Here is a 17,738-nt window from a genome sequence, read left to right as displayed (position 1 = left end):
ATTGTTTCCCTATTTCGTTACGCAATAGAGGCAAAAGCACTGACTTTAACCTTTGGATTATACTGAGGTGTTAAAAAGTATCAAATACTCAAATACAGAAATTCCATATCGGTAGCGACTTAATTCACCATAAAACACAGATATGCAACTGCATTACGCTTTTTGCATACGCTCGACGTTTAACTCTAACGCGGCCAATTCTCTTGCTACTTTGCCCACATCACCAGCACCTTGCGTCAGCACCAGGTCACCATCTTGTAGGACATTGGCTAAAACCGACGGTAACGTCTTGCTATCCGGAACAAAAATCGGATCCAGCTTGCCACGGCTACGAATCGTACGGCACAGTGAGCGGCCATCCGCGCCGGCAATCGGCTTTTCACCCGCCGAATACACATCCAGCATCAGCAGAACATCGACCTGCTCCAGCACATTTGCAAAGTCATCGTACAAATCACGAGTACGCGTATAACGGTGCGGCTGGAAAATCATCACCAGACGCTTGTCTGCCCACCCATTGCGGGCAGCAGCAATCGTCACACCGACTTCGGTTGGGTGATGACCGTAGTCATCCACCAGCATCGCTTTACCGCGACCAGTTTCAAATTCGCCCAGATGATCGAAACGACGTCCAGTGCCCTGGGTATTCGCCATCGCACGCAGAATCGCTTCATCACTGATATCGTCTTCAGTCGCGACCGCAATCGCAGCCGACGCATTGAGCGCGTTATGACGCCCCGGAATGTTAAGCGTGATATCCAGATTGGCGCGACCTTGGCGCACCACGGTAAATTTACCCTGTTGGCCATCCTGACGGTAATTTTCAATACGCACGTCGGCATCTTCTGAGAAACCATAAGTGATCACCTGGCGGCTGACGCGTGGAATCAACTCACGCACCACCGGATCATCGATACATAGAATCGCCTGACCGTAAAATGGCAGGTTATGCAGAAAATCGACAAAAGTTTGCTTCAACGTTTCAAAGTCACCGCCATAGGTATCCATATGATCCGCTTCGATGTTGGTCACAATCGTCACCATCGGCTGCAGATGCAGGAACGACGCGTCACTCTCATCGGCTTCCGCTATCAGGATACGGCTTGACCCCAATCGAGCATTAGTCCCCGCGCTTTTCACCAAGCCACCGTTGACGAACGTTGGATCCATACCCGCTTCCGAGTAAATTTGCGTCACCAGTGCGGTGGTGGTGGTTTTACCGTGAGTCCCCGCGACTGCAATCCCGTGACGAAAACGCATCAGCTCGGCCAACATCTCGGCGCGGCGGACGACCGGAATACGTCTCTCGCGTGCAGCTTTGATTTCAGGGTTCTGTTCATTGATGGCCGTCGAAACAACAACCACACTCGCCTGCGCAACGTTAGACGCCGCATGGCCAATATAAACTGTCGCGCCTTTCTCCGTCAGACGTTCAGTGACCGCATTCGACGCGATATCTGATCCCGTGATTTGGTAGCCTTCGTTGAGCAGGACTTCCGCGATCCCGCTCATGCCTGCGCCACCAATACCGATAAAGTGAATACATTTCACTCGGCGCATTTCCGGCACCATTGCGCGAATCTGCGCTAAGTCTTGTGTATGTTTGATCGTCATAAAGCGGTTCTCATTATTTGTCGACACTGGACTGCGTCACGGCAATGATGGCATCCGCCACCACTTTATCCGCATCCAGTTTGGCTGCATGGCGGGCTTTTTGCGCCATGTTCAGCAGAGCCGGGCGATCCAACTGCGCAATGGCAGCGGCCAATTTATCTGCCGTCAGCTCAGGTTGTTCAATCATTTGGGCAGCGCCACACGCCACCAAGTGGTCTGCGTTCAAGGCTTGCTGACGATCTTTGTGCATGAAAGGAACAAAGATCGCAGCCACACCCGCCGCTGAAATTTCAGATACCGTCAAGGCTCCAGAGCGGCAAACCAGAAGATCGGCCCAGGCATACGCCTCAGCCACATCATCAATAAATTCAGTCACGTCGGCATTGTGCACACCCAGTTCCGCATACGCTTGCTGAACTTCTTGCTGGCTGTTTTTTCCAGCCTGATGACGAACTTGGTAGCCCTCACCCAGCTGGGCCAAGGTTGCAGGCAAAGTCTGATTGAGAATCCGCGCGCCTTGGCTGCCACCCATGATCAGAATGCGCACCGGCCCCGTACGCTCAGTCAATCTTTCACTTGGATCCGGCAGCGCAACGACATCATCACGCACCGGGTTCCCGACCACAGGTACGCCAGCAAATGCGCCTTCGAATGCCTGAAAGACTTTGGTAGCGATTTTAGACAGCCATTGGTTAGTCAGGCCAGCAACCGCATTCTGCTCATGCAAAACTACCGGAATACCCAATGTCCATGCGGCAATACCGCCCGGACCACTGACATAACCGCCCATCCCGAGTACCGCATCCGGTTGCCACGCTTTCATGTGGCGACGCGCCTGCAAAATTGCATTCACGATTTGAAATGGCGCCTTCAGCAGACGGGCAATACCCTGACCACGCAGGCCTTTAACACGAATAAAGTCGATCTCGATACCGTGTTTGGGCACCAGGTCCGCTTCCATTCGATCGGCCGTCCCCAACCAGCGAATTTCCCAGCCTTGTTGCTGCAACTGTTTTGCCACGGCTAAACCAGGAAAGACATGACCACCGGTTCCCCCGGCCATCACCATTAATCGTTTAGTTTTCTTCATTGGTTATTTCTTTTGTTCTGCGACTGTCTGCCATACGGCATTCATGATCGATGCGCAGCAGTATCGATACCGCCACCGACATAATGATTAAACTCGAACCACCATAACTGATGAGTGGTAACGTCAGACCTTTAGTTGGCACCATACCTGCTGCAGCGCCGACGTTGACCAAGGTCTGGAACGCAAACCAGATCCCGATGCCAAACGCCAGATAACCGCCAAACTGCTGATCGTGTTCAAACGCTTTCTTACCGATCAGAATGGCTTTAAACACCAGACTGAAAATCAGCATCAATACCAGCGTGACGCCAACAAAGCCGAGCTCTTCCGCCATGACCGCGAACACAAAGTCGGTGTGCGCTTCAGGTAGGTATTCCAGTTTCTGAATCGAGTTCCCCAGCCCTTGACCAAACCATTCACCGCGGCCAAAGGCCATCAGTGATTGCGTGAGCTGATAACCGCTGCCGAATGGGTCTTCCCAAGGGTCGAGGAACGAAGTAACACGACGAATGCGGTAAGGTTCGGCGGCGATCAGCGCCACCACCGCGAGAATACCGGCCACCATCAAGGCGAGAAATTGCGACAACTTCGCCCCGGCAATAAACAGCATACCAAACAGCGTCACCAGCATCACGATGACGGTTCCCAGGTCTGGCTGACCGAGCAGTAACACCGCCAGCGTACCGAACACCATGATCGGCTTGAGAAAGCCACCAAAAAACGTTTGACGCACTTCATCGTGTTTACGTACCAGATAACCGGACATAAAAATAAACAGCGATAATTTGGCCACTTCAGCAGGCTGAAGGTTAAACAGACCGAGCGGGATCCAGCGCGATGCACCGTTGACCGATTTACCAGCCAGCAGCACGATAATCAGCAACACAAAGGAGATCGCAAGCAACACCGAACTGTATTGCATCCAGCGCTGCAGCGGCACCTGAAGCACCACCGCAGAGGTGATGAGAGCCAGCATCAGGAAGATGGCATGGCGAAACATAAAGTGAAACGGTTGATCAGTGAGACGCGAGCTAATGGGAAACGAAGCGGATGTCACCATCACCAAACCAATCAACATCAATCCCAGCGCGATCCAGACCAACTGACGATCGAACAGAGCGTCAGGAGAAGCAGTACGCAGCCAGCGGTTAAGTGATTGAAATGGTTTGGCGAGTAACAAAATCGTTCCCTTTGTCCCTAAGCGTAGCGCTGGGCCAGTTCAGCAAACACGTCGCCACGGGCCATAAAGTTTTTAAATTGGTCGAAGCTGGCGCAAGCCGGAGACAACAACACCATATCCCCTGCTTTCAGTTGCGGGCGAATCGATACAATCACGTCTTCCATCGTATCAAAACGCTGAGCGGAGGCATGTAACGGCATGAACTGATCGCCATCGCGGCCAAAACAGCACAGCGTGAGTGGTAGCGCCTCCAACACAGGTTTTAATGGCGTGAAGTCCGCGCCTTTACCAACCCCGCCCACCAGCAGATACAAGGTGCCATTCAAGGTCAGTCCAGACAACGCCGCCAATGTGCTCGCCACATTGGTTGCTTTCGAATCATTGACCCATTTTATACCCTGATTATCGGCAACCACCTGACAGCGGTGTGTCAGTCCCGTGTAAGACTTCAATGCAGGCAGCGCGTTTGTATAATTCACGCCCGCTGCATCGAGTAAAGCCAGCACGGTCAGCACGTTAGCCACGTTGTGACGGCCAACCAAACTCAGATCCGAGGTTGGCAGCACCACCTCACCATTGGCGATCAACACTTCCTTACCGTCATGTTGCGCCGTGGTAAATTCGGCAGGTTGCTCCAGACCAAAACGCACCGTGCGACCCGAGTAGGCATCCGGATAGGTTTGGGTATCGTCAGCGTTCACGACCGCCGTTTGTGCATGTTCAAAAATGCGCAGCTTAGCCTGACGATATCCTGCCATGCCGTCATAACGGTCCATGTGGTCTTCCGACAGATTAAGAAATGCCGCGGCTTTTAGCACCAGAGATGAAGTGGTTTCCAGTTGAAAACTCGACAGTTCCAGCACGTAGAGTTCAGCGTGTTGCGACAGTAGATCCAGCGCCGGCACACCAATATTGCCTCCGACTGCAGTAGCAATTCCAGCCGCGTTGGCCATCACGCCAGTCAGGTCGGTCACGGTGCTTTTACCGTTCGAACCGGTAATCGCAATCACAGGTTTATTCACGTGCCAGGCAAACAGTTCAATATCGCCGACCACCGGAATGTTCGCCGCCAGTGCCTGCTGAATTTCTGGCGTGGCGAGCGCAATACCCGGGTTAGCAACAATTAAATCGGCCGCCAACAACCACTCAACATTCCAGCTGCCACTGTGCAGTTCCACACCGGTCGGCAGTTGTTCCTGCCCCGGTGGCGCTTCACGAGTATCAATAACCCGCACCGTCACTGTCGGGTGATATTTTTGCAGATAATTAACGACAGAGAGCCCGGTAATACCGAGCCCTACGACCACTACATGCTGAATGCCTTGCCAACGGTCCATTTATTTCTTTTCCACGTAAAGGATTAACGCACTTTCAGTGTCGCTAAACCAATCAAAACCAAAACGATAGAGATGATCCAGAAACGCACGATCACGCGAGGTTCCGGCCAACCTTTCAGTTCATAGTGATGGTGAATTGGGGCCATGCGGAAGATGCGCTGACCGCGCAGCTTGTATGACCCCACCTGCAGGATCACCGACAGTGTTTCCATCACGAACACACCGCCCATGATCACCAAGACGAATTCCTGACGAACCAGCACCGCGATCGTGCCCAGTGCACCGCCCAGTGCCAGAGAACCCACATCGCCCATGAAAACTTGCGCTGGATAGGTGTTAAACCAAAGGAAGCCAAGACCAGCACCGACAATCGCGGTACACACCACCACCAGTTCAGACGTGTAAGGGATGTAGGGAATATGCAGGTAGTTGGCAAAGTTGACGTTACCTGTTGCCCAGGCGATCACACCAAAGCCAGCCGCGACCAACACCGTTGGCATGATCGCCAAGCCATCCAAGCCATCGGTCAGGTTGACTGCGTTACTGGTACCTACAATCACAAAGTAAGTCAGAATAATGTAGAACAGTCCCAGTTGGGGCATCACTTCTTTAAAGAAAGGCACCACCAGCTGAGTAGCGGCGGTATCGTGACCATGTGCATACAGTGCAAATGCGACCACCAGCGCAATCGCAGACTGCCAGAAGTATTTCCAGCGCGCAATCAGGCCATCAGTGTTTTTGCGCACCACTTTACGATAGTCATCGACAAAGCCGACTGCACCGTAACCCATCAGCACGGCCAGAACCGCCCAGACGTACGGGTTCGACAAATCTGTCCACAACAACACGGTGATAATAATCGAAGCCAGAATCATGATGCCGCCCATCGTTGGGGTACCACGTTTACTGAAATGCGATTCCGGACCGTCGTTACGCACCACCTGACCAATCTGCAACAATTGCAGGCGTTTGATCAGACGCGGGCCCATCCACAATGAAATGCCCAGAGCCGTCAGAATGCTGACAATCGCTCGAAATGAAAGGTATTCGAACAAACGGAAAAACGAAAAATATGGCTGGAGTAACTCCGCAAGCCAAATAATCATGAGTATTTCTCCTTAAGAGCAGCGGCAATCTTACTCATACCCGCACTGTTGGCGCCTTTGACGATCAGTACGTGAGTGCGATCCTGTTGTTGTTCTAGTTGCTGCTCGATAAACATAATCATGTCCTGATGGGACGCAAAATGGCGACCGTGACAGACATCGCTGATCACCTTCGCATCGTGGCCATACGTCAGGACATATTCAAATTGGAATGGTGCAGCATGTTCACCGACTTGTTGGTGAAGTGCAAGGCTTTCCTCACCTAACTCGGCCATATTGCCCAAAATTAGCCACCGGGTGGCAGAAAAACCGCCAAGCAGGTCCACGGCGGCTTTCATCGCCGGAACACTGGCATTGTAACTGTCGTCGATCAACGTAATGTTGTCGTTCAGCTCTGTCACATCCACGCGGCCTTTCACTTTCGACAGATGCGCTAAACCATGCTGAATGTCAGCGAGAGTCGCGCCCATCTCAATCGCAAGTGCACTTGCTGCAAGTGCATTACCCACATTGTGCTTGCCGATGATGCCCAGTTTCACGGCCACTTCACCGATAGGCGTCACCAGAACAAAGCTGGCTTCCCCTGCAGCATTCAACACGATGTCACGCGGGTAAAAGTCAGCGCTGTGCTCTGTGACGGAAAAAGTTTTCACACATTTGTCAGCCAGCACGGCTTGCCACAGTTCACCGCCCTGGCTGTCGAGGTTAACGACCGCCGTTTTGCCCGCACTCAGGCCTTGGTAAATTTCACCTTTGGCACGTTTTACGCCTTCGATCGAGCCAAAGCCTTCTAAGTGTGCCGCAGCCACGTTATTCACCAACGCCACATCCGGTTTCACCAGCGCCGTGGTGTAAGCAATTTCGCCAATATGGTTGGCGCCGAGTTCAATTACAGCGTAATCATCTTGCGGCGTCGAACGCAGCAGTGTCAGCGGCACACCGATGTCATTATTAAAGTTACCCGCAGTGAACAGCACCTGGCCTTTCGCCGCTAAGATACTGGCCACCATCTCTTTCACCGTGGTTTTGCCACAGCTGCCCGTGATGGCAACCGTCGGCGTATGACACTGCTGATGAACCCAGCTGCCCAGCAAGCCCAGCGCAATTTTGCTATTGGCGACCACCAGCTGGGGCACGTTGATATCCAGCACTCTTTCTACTAACAGCGCTTTGGCACCCGCTGCCACCGCTTGCGCGGCAAATTCATGGGCGTCAAAACGCTCTCCGACCAAGGCAACAAAAAGTGCGTCTTTTGGAATTGAACGAGTATCCGTTGACACTGCGGCGATCTCGGTATCTTCACCCACTAATTGCGCATCAAGAACCGCAGTTAACTGCGTCAGAGAAGTTCCAATCATGCTGACAGCTCCAATAAAGTTTGCGCGGATTCACGATCCGAGTAATGAATCGTCTCGTTGGCCAGTACCTGGTAGTCTTCGTGACCTTTACCCGCGAGCAAAATAATGTCTTGTTCACCCGCTTGCGACAGGGCTAAACTCAGCGCGTCAAAACGGTTGTGCTCCACGCTAGCGTCTTGCGGCGCTTTAAGTCCGGCCAGCATATCGTTGACAATTGCCTGCGGATCTTCGCTGCGCGGGTTGTCGTCAGTCAGGATCACGCGATCAGCAAACGCTTCAGCAATCGCAGCCATCATAGGGCGCTTACCCGTATCACGATCACCGCCGCACCCAAAAATTACCCACAATTGACCCTGACAATGCACGCGCAGTGCGCGTAGCGCCTTTTCTAATGCGTCCGGCGTATGGGCGTAATCGACGACGACTTTCGCTTTGCCAGAAGCCTGAAACAGTTCCATGCGACCTAATACCGGTTTAAGTTTAGGTGCCGCTGCCAACAGAGCGCCGAGCTCAAAGCCCAGGCTCAGCAGCGTGGCCAGCGCCAGCATTAGATTCGATGCGTTGAATTCGCCAATCAGCGGCGCGCGCAGTTGACCCGCTCCCCAACGACCATCGAAATCGAGCGTAATGCCGCTTTCAGCGTAACTTACTTTCACTGCCCACAGCGCTTGCTCGGTTTCCGGTTTTCCTTGAAGAGAAACGCCTACGGCATGCTTAAGCTGCTGCGCCCAACGCGCGCCGACTTCGTCGTCCACATTGATGATGGCATGACGCGTGTCATGTTCAGTAAACAGTGACAGCTTTGCCTCCGCGTAGGCGTCCATGGTGCCGTGGTAATCCAGATGGTCACGGCTGAGGTTGGAAAAGACGCCGGCATCAAACTGCAGACACTTCACCCGTCCTTGCACCAAACCATGCGAGGAGACTTCCATCGCAGTAAATTCCGCACCTTGCTGCGCGAGGTCAAACAGTGTCGACTGCACTTCGATCGCGTTGCCCGTGGTGTTGGCCGCGGGCTTTAGGTCGGCAAGAAAACCATTGCCCGTCGTCCCCATTACGGCAGCACGATGGCCCAGCAGGTCAATCCATTGTGCAATCAGTTGAGAAATGGTGGTTTTACCGTTGGTCCCCGTCACAGCAATGACGTGATTCTGATGTCCGCCATACAGGCGACCTGCCAGTTGCGACAGATGTTTGTCCAGATGTTCGATATAGAGAATAGGAACCGATTGGCGCTCTGCGACGCTGCCATGTGAGTATTGTGAGCACGCTTGGGCCAGCACCAGATTCGCCCCTTGGACGATGGCTTTGTCGATGAACTGACGTCCATCAATTGCATGACCAATAATGGCGACAAAGGTGTCACCCGGTTCAATTTTTCGGCTGTCGAGTTCCAGATGCGTGACGGGTAGCGCCGCCAACTCAGACTCGCTGATCGTCAGCCATGGAGAGATTAGTTGTTGCAAAGCCTTGCTAGTGTTCATGGAGTTCTCACACTATGGTTTGTCCGCTGCACCGTGGTGTCAGCGGACTTTGTTATTTTTGAAATCGGTTCTCATCCGGCGCGATGTTGAGGATCTGCAGTGCCCCTTTCATGATTTCAGAGAACACCGGTCCTGCTACGGCGCCGCCGTAGTAAGAATCACCCTGAGGTTCGTTCACCATCACCACCAACGAAATACGTGGATCGCTCACTGGCGCCACGCCGGCTGTGTAGGCAAAATATTCGTCGCTATAACCGCCTGCTATCGCTTTGCGCGAGGTCCCGGATTTCGCCGCAATCCGATATCCCGGTACCGCCGCTTTCACGGCCGTACCACCCGGCTGGGTTACAGTTTCCAGCATATCCAGCACTTGCTTGGCGTATTTAGCATCTACAACCTGATGAGACAGATCCTGCTGATTGCTTTCAATCAAATGTACTGGCTGATATTTACCCAGATTGCCCAGCGTGGCATAAGCGTGCGCAAGCTGAATCGGCGTGATAGACAAGCCATAACCAAAGGCCAGTGTCGCGATCTCAAACTGTGACCAACGGCGGCGGTTGGGGAAAATCCCGGTGGTTTCACCCACCAGGTTGAGGCCGGAAACTTCACCCAGCCCCACAGAGTTGTACATGCCGAGCATCGCTTCGAGCGGCATTCCCAGCGCTAAGTGCGCCACACCGACGTTGCTCGATTTTTTCAGAATCATTTGCAGCGTGGCTTTGCCCACTTTTGAGGTGTCACGTACCCGGCTGCCACCAATGCGCATGACCCCATCGCCGGTATCAATGATGGTATGTTCATCTGCGGTGCCGTTGGCGAGCGCGGCCAGCACCACAAATGGTTTCACGGTTGAACCTGGCTCAAATGCATCAGTAATGACGCGGTTCCGCATCTTGAAGCTTTGCCAGTCAGAGCGGTTATTCGGGTTATAAGAAGGCGCGTTAACCATTGCCAGCACTGCGCCGGTTTTAACATCCAGCATCACCGCCGATGCCGACGTCGCACGGTAATCAGCCATCGCCTGCTTAACGGCGCGAAAAGCGATCGCTTGCAGACGCTGATCGATAGTCAGTTGCAACGGCTTACCCTCTTCACGCTCTTCCAGCGAGATATTTTCCACCACGCGGCCGTAGCGATCTTTACGGATAATGCTCTTACCAGCTTCACCGGTCAGCCATTTGTCGTAGCTGCGCTCGACACCTTCCAGACCATGGCCGTCGATGCCGGTCACACCAATCAAATGAGCGCTGACTTCCCCCGCCGGATAGTAGCGGCGAGATTCCGATTTAAGCCCAACACCAGACAGCTTCAGCTCACGAATGTATTTCGCCATTGCCGGGCTGACCTGACGTTGCAGGTAGATGAAGCGACGAGTACGGTTATCCTCAAGCTTTTTCATCATTTCCTGACGATCTAAGCTCAGCACATCCGCCAGTGCGTACCAGCGATCTTTTTCGACCAATCCGCCTTGTTTGAAAATGGTCACCGGATCGGCCCACACGGCATCCACGGGCACACTCACTGCCAGCGCTTCACCATTACGATCGGAGATAATCCCGCGCGCGGATTGCAGCGTTTTAGCACGAATAGAGCGCATGTCGCCTTCGCGAATCAGGTTATCCGGTTCGATAATTTGAATAAAAGCAAGTCGCCCCACCAACATGGCAAAGGCGAGCAGGACAAAAAAGACGATGAGATAAAAACGCCAGCGGATAAAAACCGGGCTGTCTTGCTCGGTAACTTTGGCGCTCGTTTTCGGTTTGGCTGTGGCTTTTTCTTTGGCTTTCGCTGGCTTTTTCGTCATTTGATTTCAATCACTACTTCTTTGTCAGCATCCGGACGTTTCATGTCCAGCTCGTTCTTTGCCATTTCCTGCACTCGGCTATGCTCGGCCAGCGCCGTCTCTTCCAGGATCAGGTTACGCCACTCATTGTCGAGATGATCGCGCTCTTCCAGCGCCTGATCTTTTTGCGTGATCGCCTGACGGGTATGGTGTGTGGTAAACACAACTCCCATGGCGGAAGTAAAGATCAGAATCAACATGATAAGAGGTACCCGACCTACCGTAAGTAGGTCGGCTGCAATCAGTTTGGCGAGATTTAGCTTGGTTTGAGACATAATCGCTATCGAGTTTCAGAACGCTCAGAGTTTTTCAGCGATACGCAGAACAGAGCTGCGAGAACGTGGATTCATCTCCACTTCTTGCTCAGAAGGTTTGATGGCTTTACCGACTGTTTTCAGGTCAGCACTACCCAACGCGCGAATTTGTTCCTGAGTCAGCGGAATACCATGCGGCACTTCCGGCCCTTTACTCTCTTTACGCATGAAGCGCTTCACCATGCGATCTTCCAGTGAGTGGAAGCTGATCACCGACAGGCGGCCTTGCGGTGCGAGAATCGACGCAGCACCTTTAAGCGCGGTATCAATCTCTTCCAATTCACTGTTGATGTAAATACGAAAAGCCTGGAATGCGCGGGTGGCCGGGTGTTTTTTCTCTTTGAAACTCTTTGGCGCCGCATCAGAAATCAGTTTAGCCAGTTGGCTGGTGCGAGTCAGGGGTTCGTTTTCTTCATCTTCACGATAAGCGACAATCGCTTTGGCGATTCGGCGCGCGTGTTTATCTTCACCAAATTCGCGAATCACCCAGGTAATGTCGTCCAGCTCCGCTTGTGCCAGCCAGTCGGAAACTGGCATACCCGAAGTCGGGTCCATGCGCATATCCAGCGGGCCATCTTTCATAAAGCTGAAACCACGTTCAGCATCATCAAGCTGCGGTGACGAAACACCAAGGTCGAACAGCACGCCGTCAACTTTGCCGACTAAATCGTAACGCTGAGCGTACTCTGCAATGCCGGAAAACGGACCGTGAACGATGGTAAAACGCGGATCATCAATTCTTTGCGCTTCGGCAATCGCCTGTGGATCGCGGTCGATACTGTATAAGCGGCCATTCGGGCCCAGCTGAGACAAGATAGTGCGGCTGTGTCCGCCACGACCAAAGGTGCCGTCGATATAAATGCCATCCGGCTTAATCGCCAGACCGTCGATCGATTCATGAAGCAGCACAGAAATATGTTGGAAAGATTCAGTCATAATGGTCTCGTTCAGCACAAACGTCCGTCAGTTTGATTTTGTAGTGTACCGTTTTCCCACACTACTGCTAGCCATAAAAGCAGTTACAGGACGTGACATTGCGCTAAGTTTAATGGTTTTACTATCGTCTAAGTCAATAAAAAGCAAAAAACCCATCATAACCGCGAAGCTATGATGGGTCTGAATAGGTGGAGCCGACATGTAAGCCGGGTTCTGTTCCGCTTGCGCGGCGGTAGCCATTCGTCTAGGCCAGCAATCGCTCACTGGCTCAAGCAACCTACCCGCCTCCTAACGCGAGCAACGCTATGTGGAGGCCTATTTGGTCTTGCTCCGGGTGGAGTTTACCTTGCTACGAACTGTTGCCAGCCGCACGGTGCGCTCTTACCGCACCCTTTCACCCTTACCTGATCCCTTGCGGGCCATCGGCGGTCTTCTCTCTGCTGCACTTGTCGTAGGCTTGCGCCCCCCAGGCGTTACCTGGCACCCTGCTCTACGGAGCCCGGACTTTCCTCCCCCTTATCAGTCTCCCCAACACAAGGTCAAGGGACGTCAATAAGGCAGCGACTACCCAGTCAACTCCAGGCGCGAATTCTATCGGCATCGCACCTCACTGTCTAGGAGGAATCGTCCTCACAACGTATTTTCAGCGCAACTGGTCAGAAGTTCAGCAGTTAGCCAAGATTGTCCAGTCCCCATTTGTAAAGTGCATTCTTTTTCAGATTGTAGATTTCCGCCGTCATCGCCGCCGCTTTCTTCAGCGGCAGTTCTTTGGTCAGGATCCCCAAAGTGCGCAGCGCTTCTTCTGGCAAGACGTCTTCTGCGCTGTCACGATAACCGTGGATCAGCAGTACCATCTCGCCTCTTTTGCGGTTATCGTCTGCTTCAATCCACTCAATCAGTTCGCCCAACGGCATGCCCTGAATGGTTTCAAAGGTTTTGGTCAGTTCACGAGCCAGCACGACTTGACGCTCTGGCCCTAAGACGTCCAGCATATCCTGCAGCGATTCCGTAATACGATGCGGTGATTCATAAAAAATACAGGTACGCTCAGCCTTGGCGATTTCCATAAACTTGTCTTTGCGCCCTTTGCTTTTGGCCGGCAAAAAACCTTCGAAACTGAAGCGATCGGATGGCAGACCAGAGGCACTCAATGCCGTGATCACCGCACACGCACCAGGAAGTGGCACAACTTTAACACCCGCCTGACGACATTGGGTGACTAAATGATAACCTGGATCACTAATAAGTGGTGTACCGGCATCCGATACCAACGCGATCGACTGTCCGGCCAACAATTTCTCAACTAAAACTTGAGCTTTTTGCTGTTCATTGTGATCATGCAGAGCGAACGTCTTAGTTTGAATATTGAAGTGCGCAAGCAGTTTGCCTGAATGGCGGGTATCTTCTGCGGCGATAACATCAACACTTGAAAGCACATCGAGGGCACGTTGGGTAATATCCCCTAAGTTGCCAATCGGAGTCGGAACTATGTACAAAGTTGGGACTTCTGCAGGCAAGGTTTTGTTATCTGTCATTTGTTTACCATCACTTCAACGATTAATATAGAGACAATTTTACACGGATTAACGAAAGAACTCATGGCTATGAAAAACCATCAGAGACGCAGTGTACCACGCTTACTCACTCCCGTTGCATTAGCAATTACCCTGGCCGCCTGTTCCTCGACGCCGACGTCCCCGCTTTTGGTGGATATTACTGGCGAGCCGAGCCTGCCGGCACAGACTTACCTGATGCAGGCAGACAGCAGTCAAGGCAGCCTGCAAAATGACTGGTTAATCATGGCCTTGAAAGCCGCGATTGCTGAAAACAACACAGAACAGGCTGATCTGCTGATTCGTCGTCTGGCCAAACAGAACCTGAGCGAAACCCAGCAAGCCGAATGGCAACTGGCTCGCGCGCAGTTGTTGGTCAACGCCGAAAAATACAAAGACGCGCTGAATCTGCTTAACTTCAAGCCTAACTGGCAACTGCCGACACTGCAGTGGCAGGAGTACCACCAGTTGCGTGCCGACATTTTCACCGCGCTTGATCGCTCGTTTGACTCAAGTCGCGAACTGGTCGCACTGTATGATCTGGCCGACAGCGATCAACAAGAAGCCCTGGCCGATCAAATCTGGACCAATCTCAACCACTACTCAGGCTATGCGATCACCAAGCTATCTGCCGAACCGAATGAAGCGGAGCTGGATGGCTGGCTGCAACTGGCCATTTATGTCAAAACTATGGGTAGTGACCTGCCTCAGCTAAAAAACACGCTCGAGAAATGGTTGGCAGAAAACCCGGATCATCCAGCGGCAATCTACACCCCTAAATCCATTCAGGACATTTTGGCCCTTGAGATCATTAAGCCGAAACATACCGCGCTGCTGCTGCCGTTGACCGGTAAATTCTCGAAACCCGCTCAACTGATTCGCGACGGTTTCATCATGGCGATGATGAATGACGAAGACCGCGATCCCAATGCGACCCTGACCATCATGGATACCAACGCCGAAACGCTGGAATCTGTGGATGCAACACTGACAGAGAAGAACATCGACTTCGTGGTTGGTCCGCTGATTAAAGGCAACATTGAAAAACTGCAACAATTCCAGCAAGAACGTGGTCAATCGATTCAAACACTGGCGCTGAATATTCCGGATCAAGTGATCGATGGTTCAGACACTTGTTACCTCGCACTGTCACCGGAGCAAGAAGTCGCTCAGGCGGCTAAACATCTGTTTACTGAAGGTTATCGTTACCCACTGGTCTTAGCACCTCAGGGCAGTTACGGCGAGCGTGTGGTTGAGGCCTTCGATGAAGAGTGGCACAAATACAGCAAAAACAAGGTGGCGGTGAACCAGTACGGCGATCGTCGTCAGTTGCAGCGCAACATCAACAACGTATTCGGTCTGCAGGACAGCCAGCAGAATATTGCTCAGATGGAAGCCTTAACGGGTCTGAAAATGGAAAGCCAGCCACGCAGCCGTCGTGACATCGACGCGGTATACATCGTGGCCAACAGTGCTGACCTCACGCTGATCAAACCGTTTATCGAAGTCGCCATCAACCCGGACACCAAGCCGCCAAAACTGTTCTCTAACTCCGCCAGCAACAGCGGTGGCCGTCAGTATGAAGATTTGACCGGCGTGACTTACAGTGACATTCCTTTGCTGATTCATCCAACGCCGGACGTCTCGGAACAGATGGATAAGCTGTGGCCTAAATCCACTAATGCCGAACGTCGCTTGCAAGCTATGGGGATGGACGCATACAAACTCATGGTGGAACTCCCACAAATGAAAGTCGTCCAAGGTTATACAATTGAAGGCCAAACCGGTGTACTGGGCATTGATGAACAATGCGTAGTGCAACGTGAAATCAGTTGGGCGGAGCATGGGGCTCTTTAGTCGCCGCCAGACCGGACAACACTATGAAACTACGGCGGCGGAGTATTTACGCCGCCGAGGTTTGTTCCTTATCGAACAAAATTTCCAGATTCGCGGCGGTGAACTGGATTTAATTATGCGGGAAAATCAAACGCTGGTGTTTGTCGAAGTGAAGTATCGTCAGAACCAACGTCACGGCCATGCTGCTGAAATGGTCACCAGACAGAAACAAGCACGCTTGATCAAAGCGGCAAATTGGTGGATGCTCAAGCAAGGCCTCAGCGCCGACAACACCGATTTTCGTTTCGATGTGGTGGCTATCCACGATGAAGGCCGCCAAATTGACTGGATAAAAAACGCAATCACTGAAGGATAATCAATGCTCGACAGCATTAAAGACAGTTTCACCGAAAGCATTCAAATTCAAATCGCCGCAGCCGAAGCGCTACCTGATGCGATTATGCACGCAGCACAAGCCATGGTGGCCAGCCTGCTCAACGGCAGCAAGATTCTGTGTTGTGGTAATGGCGGCTCCGCCTCTAATGCGCAGCAGTTTACTTCCTGTTTAGTTAACCGTTTTGAAACTGAGCGCCCAAGCCTGCCAGCGATGGCACTGACCGCCGACAACACCACATTGACTGCCGTTGCCAATGACTATCACTATCAGGAAATTTTTTCTAAACAAGTACGTGCATTTGGTCAGCCAGGCGATATTCTGCTGGCTATCTCCACCAGTGGTAACAGCAAGAACATCATCAAAGCGATGGAAGCAGCGGTAACACGCGACATGACCATTATTGCTCTGACAGGCAAAGATGGCGGCGAAATGGCAGGCTTACTGGGAGAAAACGACGTCGAAATTCGTATTCCATCCCAACGTACCGCTCGTATTCAGGAAGTTCATATGGTCACGTTGCACTGTCTGTGTGACTTGATTGACCAGGTTCTGTTCCCCGCTCACGAAGAGTAATCGATGAAGACTTTACGCCTATTTGCCGTTCTGGCGACACTGATGACCTTATCCGGCTGCGCTGGACTGTTTATCGCAGGTGCTGCCACCACCGTTAACATTGCGACCGATCCGCGCTCCACTCAAGAAATCTGGAAAGACAGCAATCTGGAACTCGAAGTGACAGGGCTGAGTAACAAGCCACCGTTCCAGAATCAGATGCGTATTACCGCCAGTTCATTCCGAGGTACCGTGATTCTGATTGGCCAATCACGCACCCCTGAATTATTGGATCAATTTGTTGCTCAGGTGCAAAAGTTAAAAGATGTCAAAGAACTGCACAATCAGGTAAAGATAAAAGCACCTTTGTCGTTTGGTGAAATCAGCAACGACAGTTGGATCACGACCAAAGTGAAATCAGCGCTGCTGGCAAAATCAGAGCTTAATGGTGTGAAAGTCTCAGTGATTACCGAAGACCGTGAAGTCTACATGTTGGGATACATTTCTCGTGAACATGCGAACATCGCGACAGACGTTGCGCGCAATATTTCAGGAGTAAAACAAGTGATTCGAGCCTTCGAATACGCGGACTAGCCTAATCTTCGGCATAAAAAAAGCAGCGTTTTCACGCTGCTTTTTTGTTTTATCTTGCTGAGTTATTTTACAACACGCAAACTTGGCTTGCCTTTCGGGCGCGGTGCCTCATCAGATTCAGCAGTGTCTGCTGGTGCCTCTGACGTCACTTCGCTCAAACCACTTTCCGCTGGTTCTTCTTCATAGATACCCGCTTCTTGAGCATCCATGTAAGCTTCCTCAGGTTCAAACATTGTTCCTGCGCCGTTCTCACGAGCATAGATAGCCTGAATCGCGTACATAGGAACCACAACCAGATGTGGGCGACCGCCAAAGCGAGCATTGAAAGTCACCTCATCGTTGCCCAGCTCAAGGTTACCGACAGCTCGAGGAGCGACGTTCAGAATGATTTGACCATCCTGAACATATTCCATCGGTACTCTTACACCTTGCAGTGTGGCATCTACCACCAAATGTGGCGTCAGTTCATTTTCCAGCAACCAATCATAAAATGCGCGCAGCATAAATGGTCGGCGGGGAGTCATGTGATCGATATCCATCA

At 52.1% G+C, this 17,738-nt stretch carries 16 protein-coding genes and 1 other RNA gene; 4 read left to right on the top strand and 13 right to left on the bottom strand.

Features of this window, described 5'->3' with window-relative positions; translation table 11 throughout:
• Positions 1-153: 153 nt before the first annotated feature.
• The 12 genes from murC to rsmI form a co-directional block, all read right to left on the bottom strand.
• A complete protein-coding gene (gene murC / locus LGV68_RS10975) occupies positions 154-1,614 on the bottom strand; it encodes a UDP-N-acetylmuramate--L-alanine ligase (RefSeq protein ID WP_020330485.1) in 1,461 nt (486 codons plus the stop codon).
• A 13-nt stretch (positions 1,615-1,627) separates the two neighbouring features.
• Positions 1,628-2,704: an undecaprenyldiphospho-muramoylpentapeptide beta-N-acetylglucosaminyltransferase gene (gene murG / locus LGV68_RS10970; protein ID WP_252535186.1), complete on the bottom strand. Its 1,077-nt coding sequence runs from the start codon at positions 2,702-2,704 to the stop codon at positions 1,628-1,630.
• Entirely contained in the window at positions 2,691-3,884 is a 1,194-nt protein-coding gene (gene ftsW / locus LGV68_RS10965) for a cell division protein FtsW (RefSeq protein ID WP_032082343.1), read from the bottom strand. The genes murG and ftsW overlap by 14 nt, the downstream gene beginning before the upstream one ends.
• Positions 3,885-3,901: 17 nt before the next feature.
• Positions 3,902-5,221 (bottom strand): UDP-N-acetylmuramoyl-L-alanine--D-glutamate ligase, encoded by a 1,320-nt coding sequence (gene murD, locus LGV68_RS10960; RefSeq protein WP_222731618.1) that lies wholly within the window; start codon positions 5,219-5,221, stop codon positions 3,902-3,904.
• 23 nt (positions 5,222-5,244) lie between these two features.
• The gene (mraY, locus tag LGV68_RS10955) at positions 5,245-6,327 is read right to left on the bottom strand and encodes a phospho-N-acetylmuramoyl-pentapeptide-transferase (protein ID WP_020330479.1); all 1,083 of its coding nucleotides are present in this window, start codon (positions 6,325-6,327) and stop codon (positions 5,245-5,247) included.
• Positions 6,324-7,685: a UDP-N-acetylmuramoyl-tripeptide--D-alanyl-D-alanine ligase gene (gene murF, locus LGV68_RS10950; RefSeq protein ID WP_158124320.1), complete on the bottom strand. Its 1,362-nt coding sequence runs from the start codon at positions 7,683-7,685 to the stop codon at positions 6,324-6,326. The genes mraY and murF overlap by 4 nt, the downstream gene beginning before the upstream one ends.
• A complete protein-coding gene (gene murE, locus LGV68_RS10945) occupies positions 7,682-9,169 on the bottom strand; it encodes a UDP-N-acetylmuramoyl-L-alanyl-D-glutamate--2,6-diaminopimelate ligase (RefSeq protein WP_158124319.1) in 1,488 nt (495 codons plus the stop codon). The genes murF and murE overlap by 4 nt, the downstream gene beginning before the upstream one ends.
• Positions 9,170-9,221: 52 nt before the next feature.
• Positions 9,222-10,976, bottom strand: a complete 1,755-nt coding sequence (locus tag LGV68_RS10940) for a penicillin-binding transpeptidase domain-containing protein (protein ID WP_158124318.1) — start codon at positions 10,974-10,976, stop codon at positions 9,222-9,224.
• Positions 10,973-11,290 (bottom strand): cell division protein FtsL, encoded by a 318-nt coding sequence (gene ftsL, locus LGV68_RS10935; protein WP_024373943.1) that lies wholly within the window; start codon positions 11,288-11,290, stop codon positions 10,973-10,975. The genes LGV68_RS10940 and ftsL overlap by 4 nt, the downstream gene beginning before the upstream one ends.
• A gap of 24 nt (positions 11,291-11,314) precedes the next feature.
• Positions 11,315-12,265, bottom strand: coding sequence for a 16S rRNA (cytosine(1402)-N(4))-methyltransferase RsmH (gene rsmH / locus LGV68_RS10930; protein ID WP_222736159.1), 951 nt, complete (start codon positions 12,263-12,265; stop codon positions 11,315-11,317).
• A gap of 186 nt (positions 12,266-12,451) precedes the next feature.
• An RNA gene (gene rnpB, locus LGV68_RS10925) (RNase P RNA component class A) lies at positions 12,452-12,845 on the bottom strand.
• Between the two features lie 91 nt (positions 12,846-12,936).
• Complete coding sequence (rsmI, locus tag LGV68_RS10920; protein WP_024373946.1) at positions 12,937-13,800, bottom strand: 16S rRNA (cytidine(1402)-2'-O)-methyltransferase; 864 nt, start codon at positions 13,798-13,800, stop codon at positions 12,937-12,939.
• 69 nt (positions 13,801-13,869) lie between these two features.
• Between rsmI and LGV68_RS10915 the strand changes: the two genes are divergently transcribed.
• The 4 genes from LGV68_RS10915 to LGV68_RS10900 are packed head-to-tail and all read left to right on the top strand — an operon-like array spanning position 13,870 to position 17,197.
• Positions 13,870-15,675, top strand: coding sequence for a penicillin-binding protein activator (locus LGV68_RS10915; RefSeq protein ID WP_020330472.1), 1,806 nt, complete (start codon positions 13,870-13,872; stop codon positions 15,673-15,675).
• Positions 15,662-16,030, top strand: coding sequence for a YraN family protein (locus LGV68_RS10910; protein WP_024373948.1), 369 nt, complete (start codon positions 15,662-15,664; stop codon positions 16,028-16,030). The genes LGV68_RS10915 and LGV68_RS10910 overlap by 14 nt, the downstream gene beginning before the upstream one ends.
• A 3-nt stretch (positions 16,031-16,033) precedes the next feature.
• Entirely contained in the window at positions 16,034-16,624 is a 591-nt protein-coding gene (locus tag LGV68_RS10905) for a phosphoheptose isomerase (RefSeq protein WP_020330470.1), read from the top strand.
• A gap of 3 nt (positions 16,625-16,627) precedes the next feature.
• On the top strand, positions 16,628-17,197 hold the full coding sequence (locus LGV68_RS10900) for a BON domain-containing protein (protein WP_252535184.1): 570 nt from the start codon (positions 16,628-16,630) through the stop codon (positions 17,195-17,197).
• Between the two features lie 62 nt (positions 17,198-17,259).
• On the opposite strand, the gene sspB is transcribed toward LGV68_RS10900, so the two are convergent.
• Positions 17,260-17,736 carry a ClpXP protease specificity-enhancing factor gene (sspB, locus tag LGV68_RS10895; protein ID WP_024373950.1) on the bottom strand — a complete coding sequence of 159 codons (477 nt, stop codon included), beginning with the start codon at positions 17,734-17,736 and terminating at the stop codon, positions 17,260-17,262.
• Between the last annotated feature and the right edge of the window lie 2 nt (positions 17,737-17,738).

It is taken from the genome of Vibrio sp. LQ2, from assembly GCF_023920125.1.
Taxonomy (GTDB): Bacteria; Pseudomonadota; Gammaproteobacteria; order Enterobacterales; family Vibrionaceae; genus Vibrio; species Vibrio fluvialis.
This window is presented reverse-complemented; position numbering and strand designations above follow the sequence as displayed.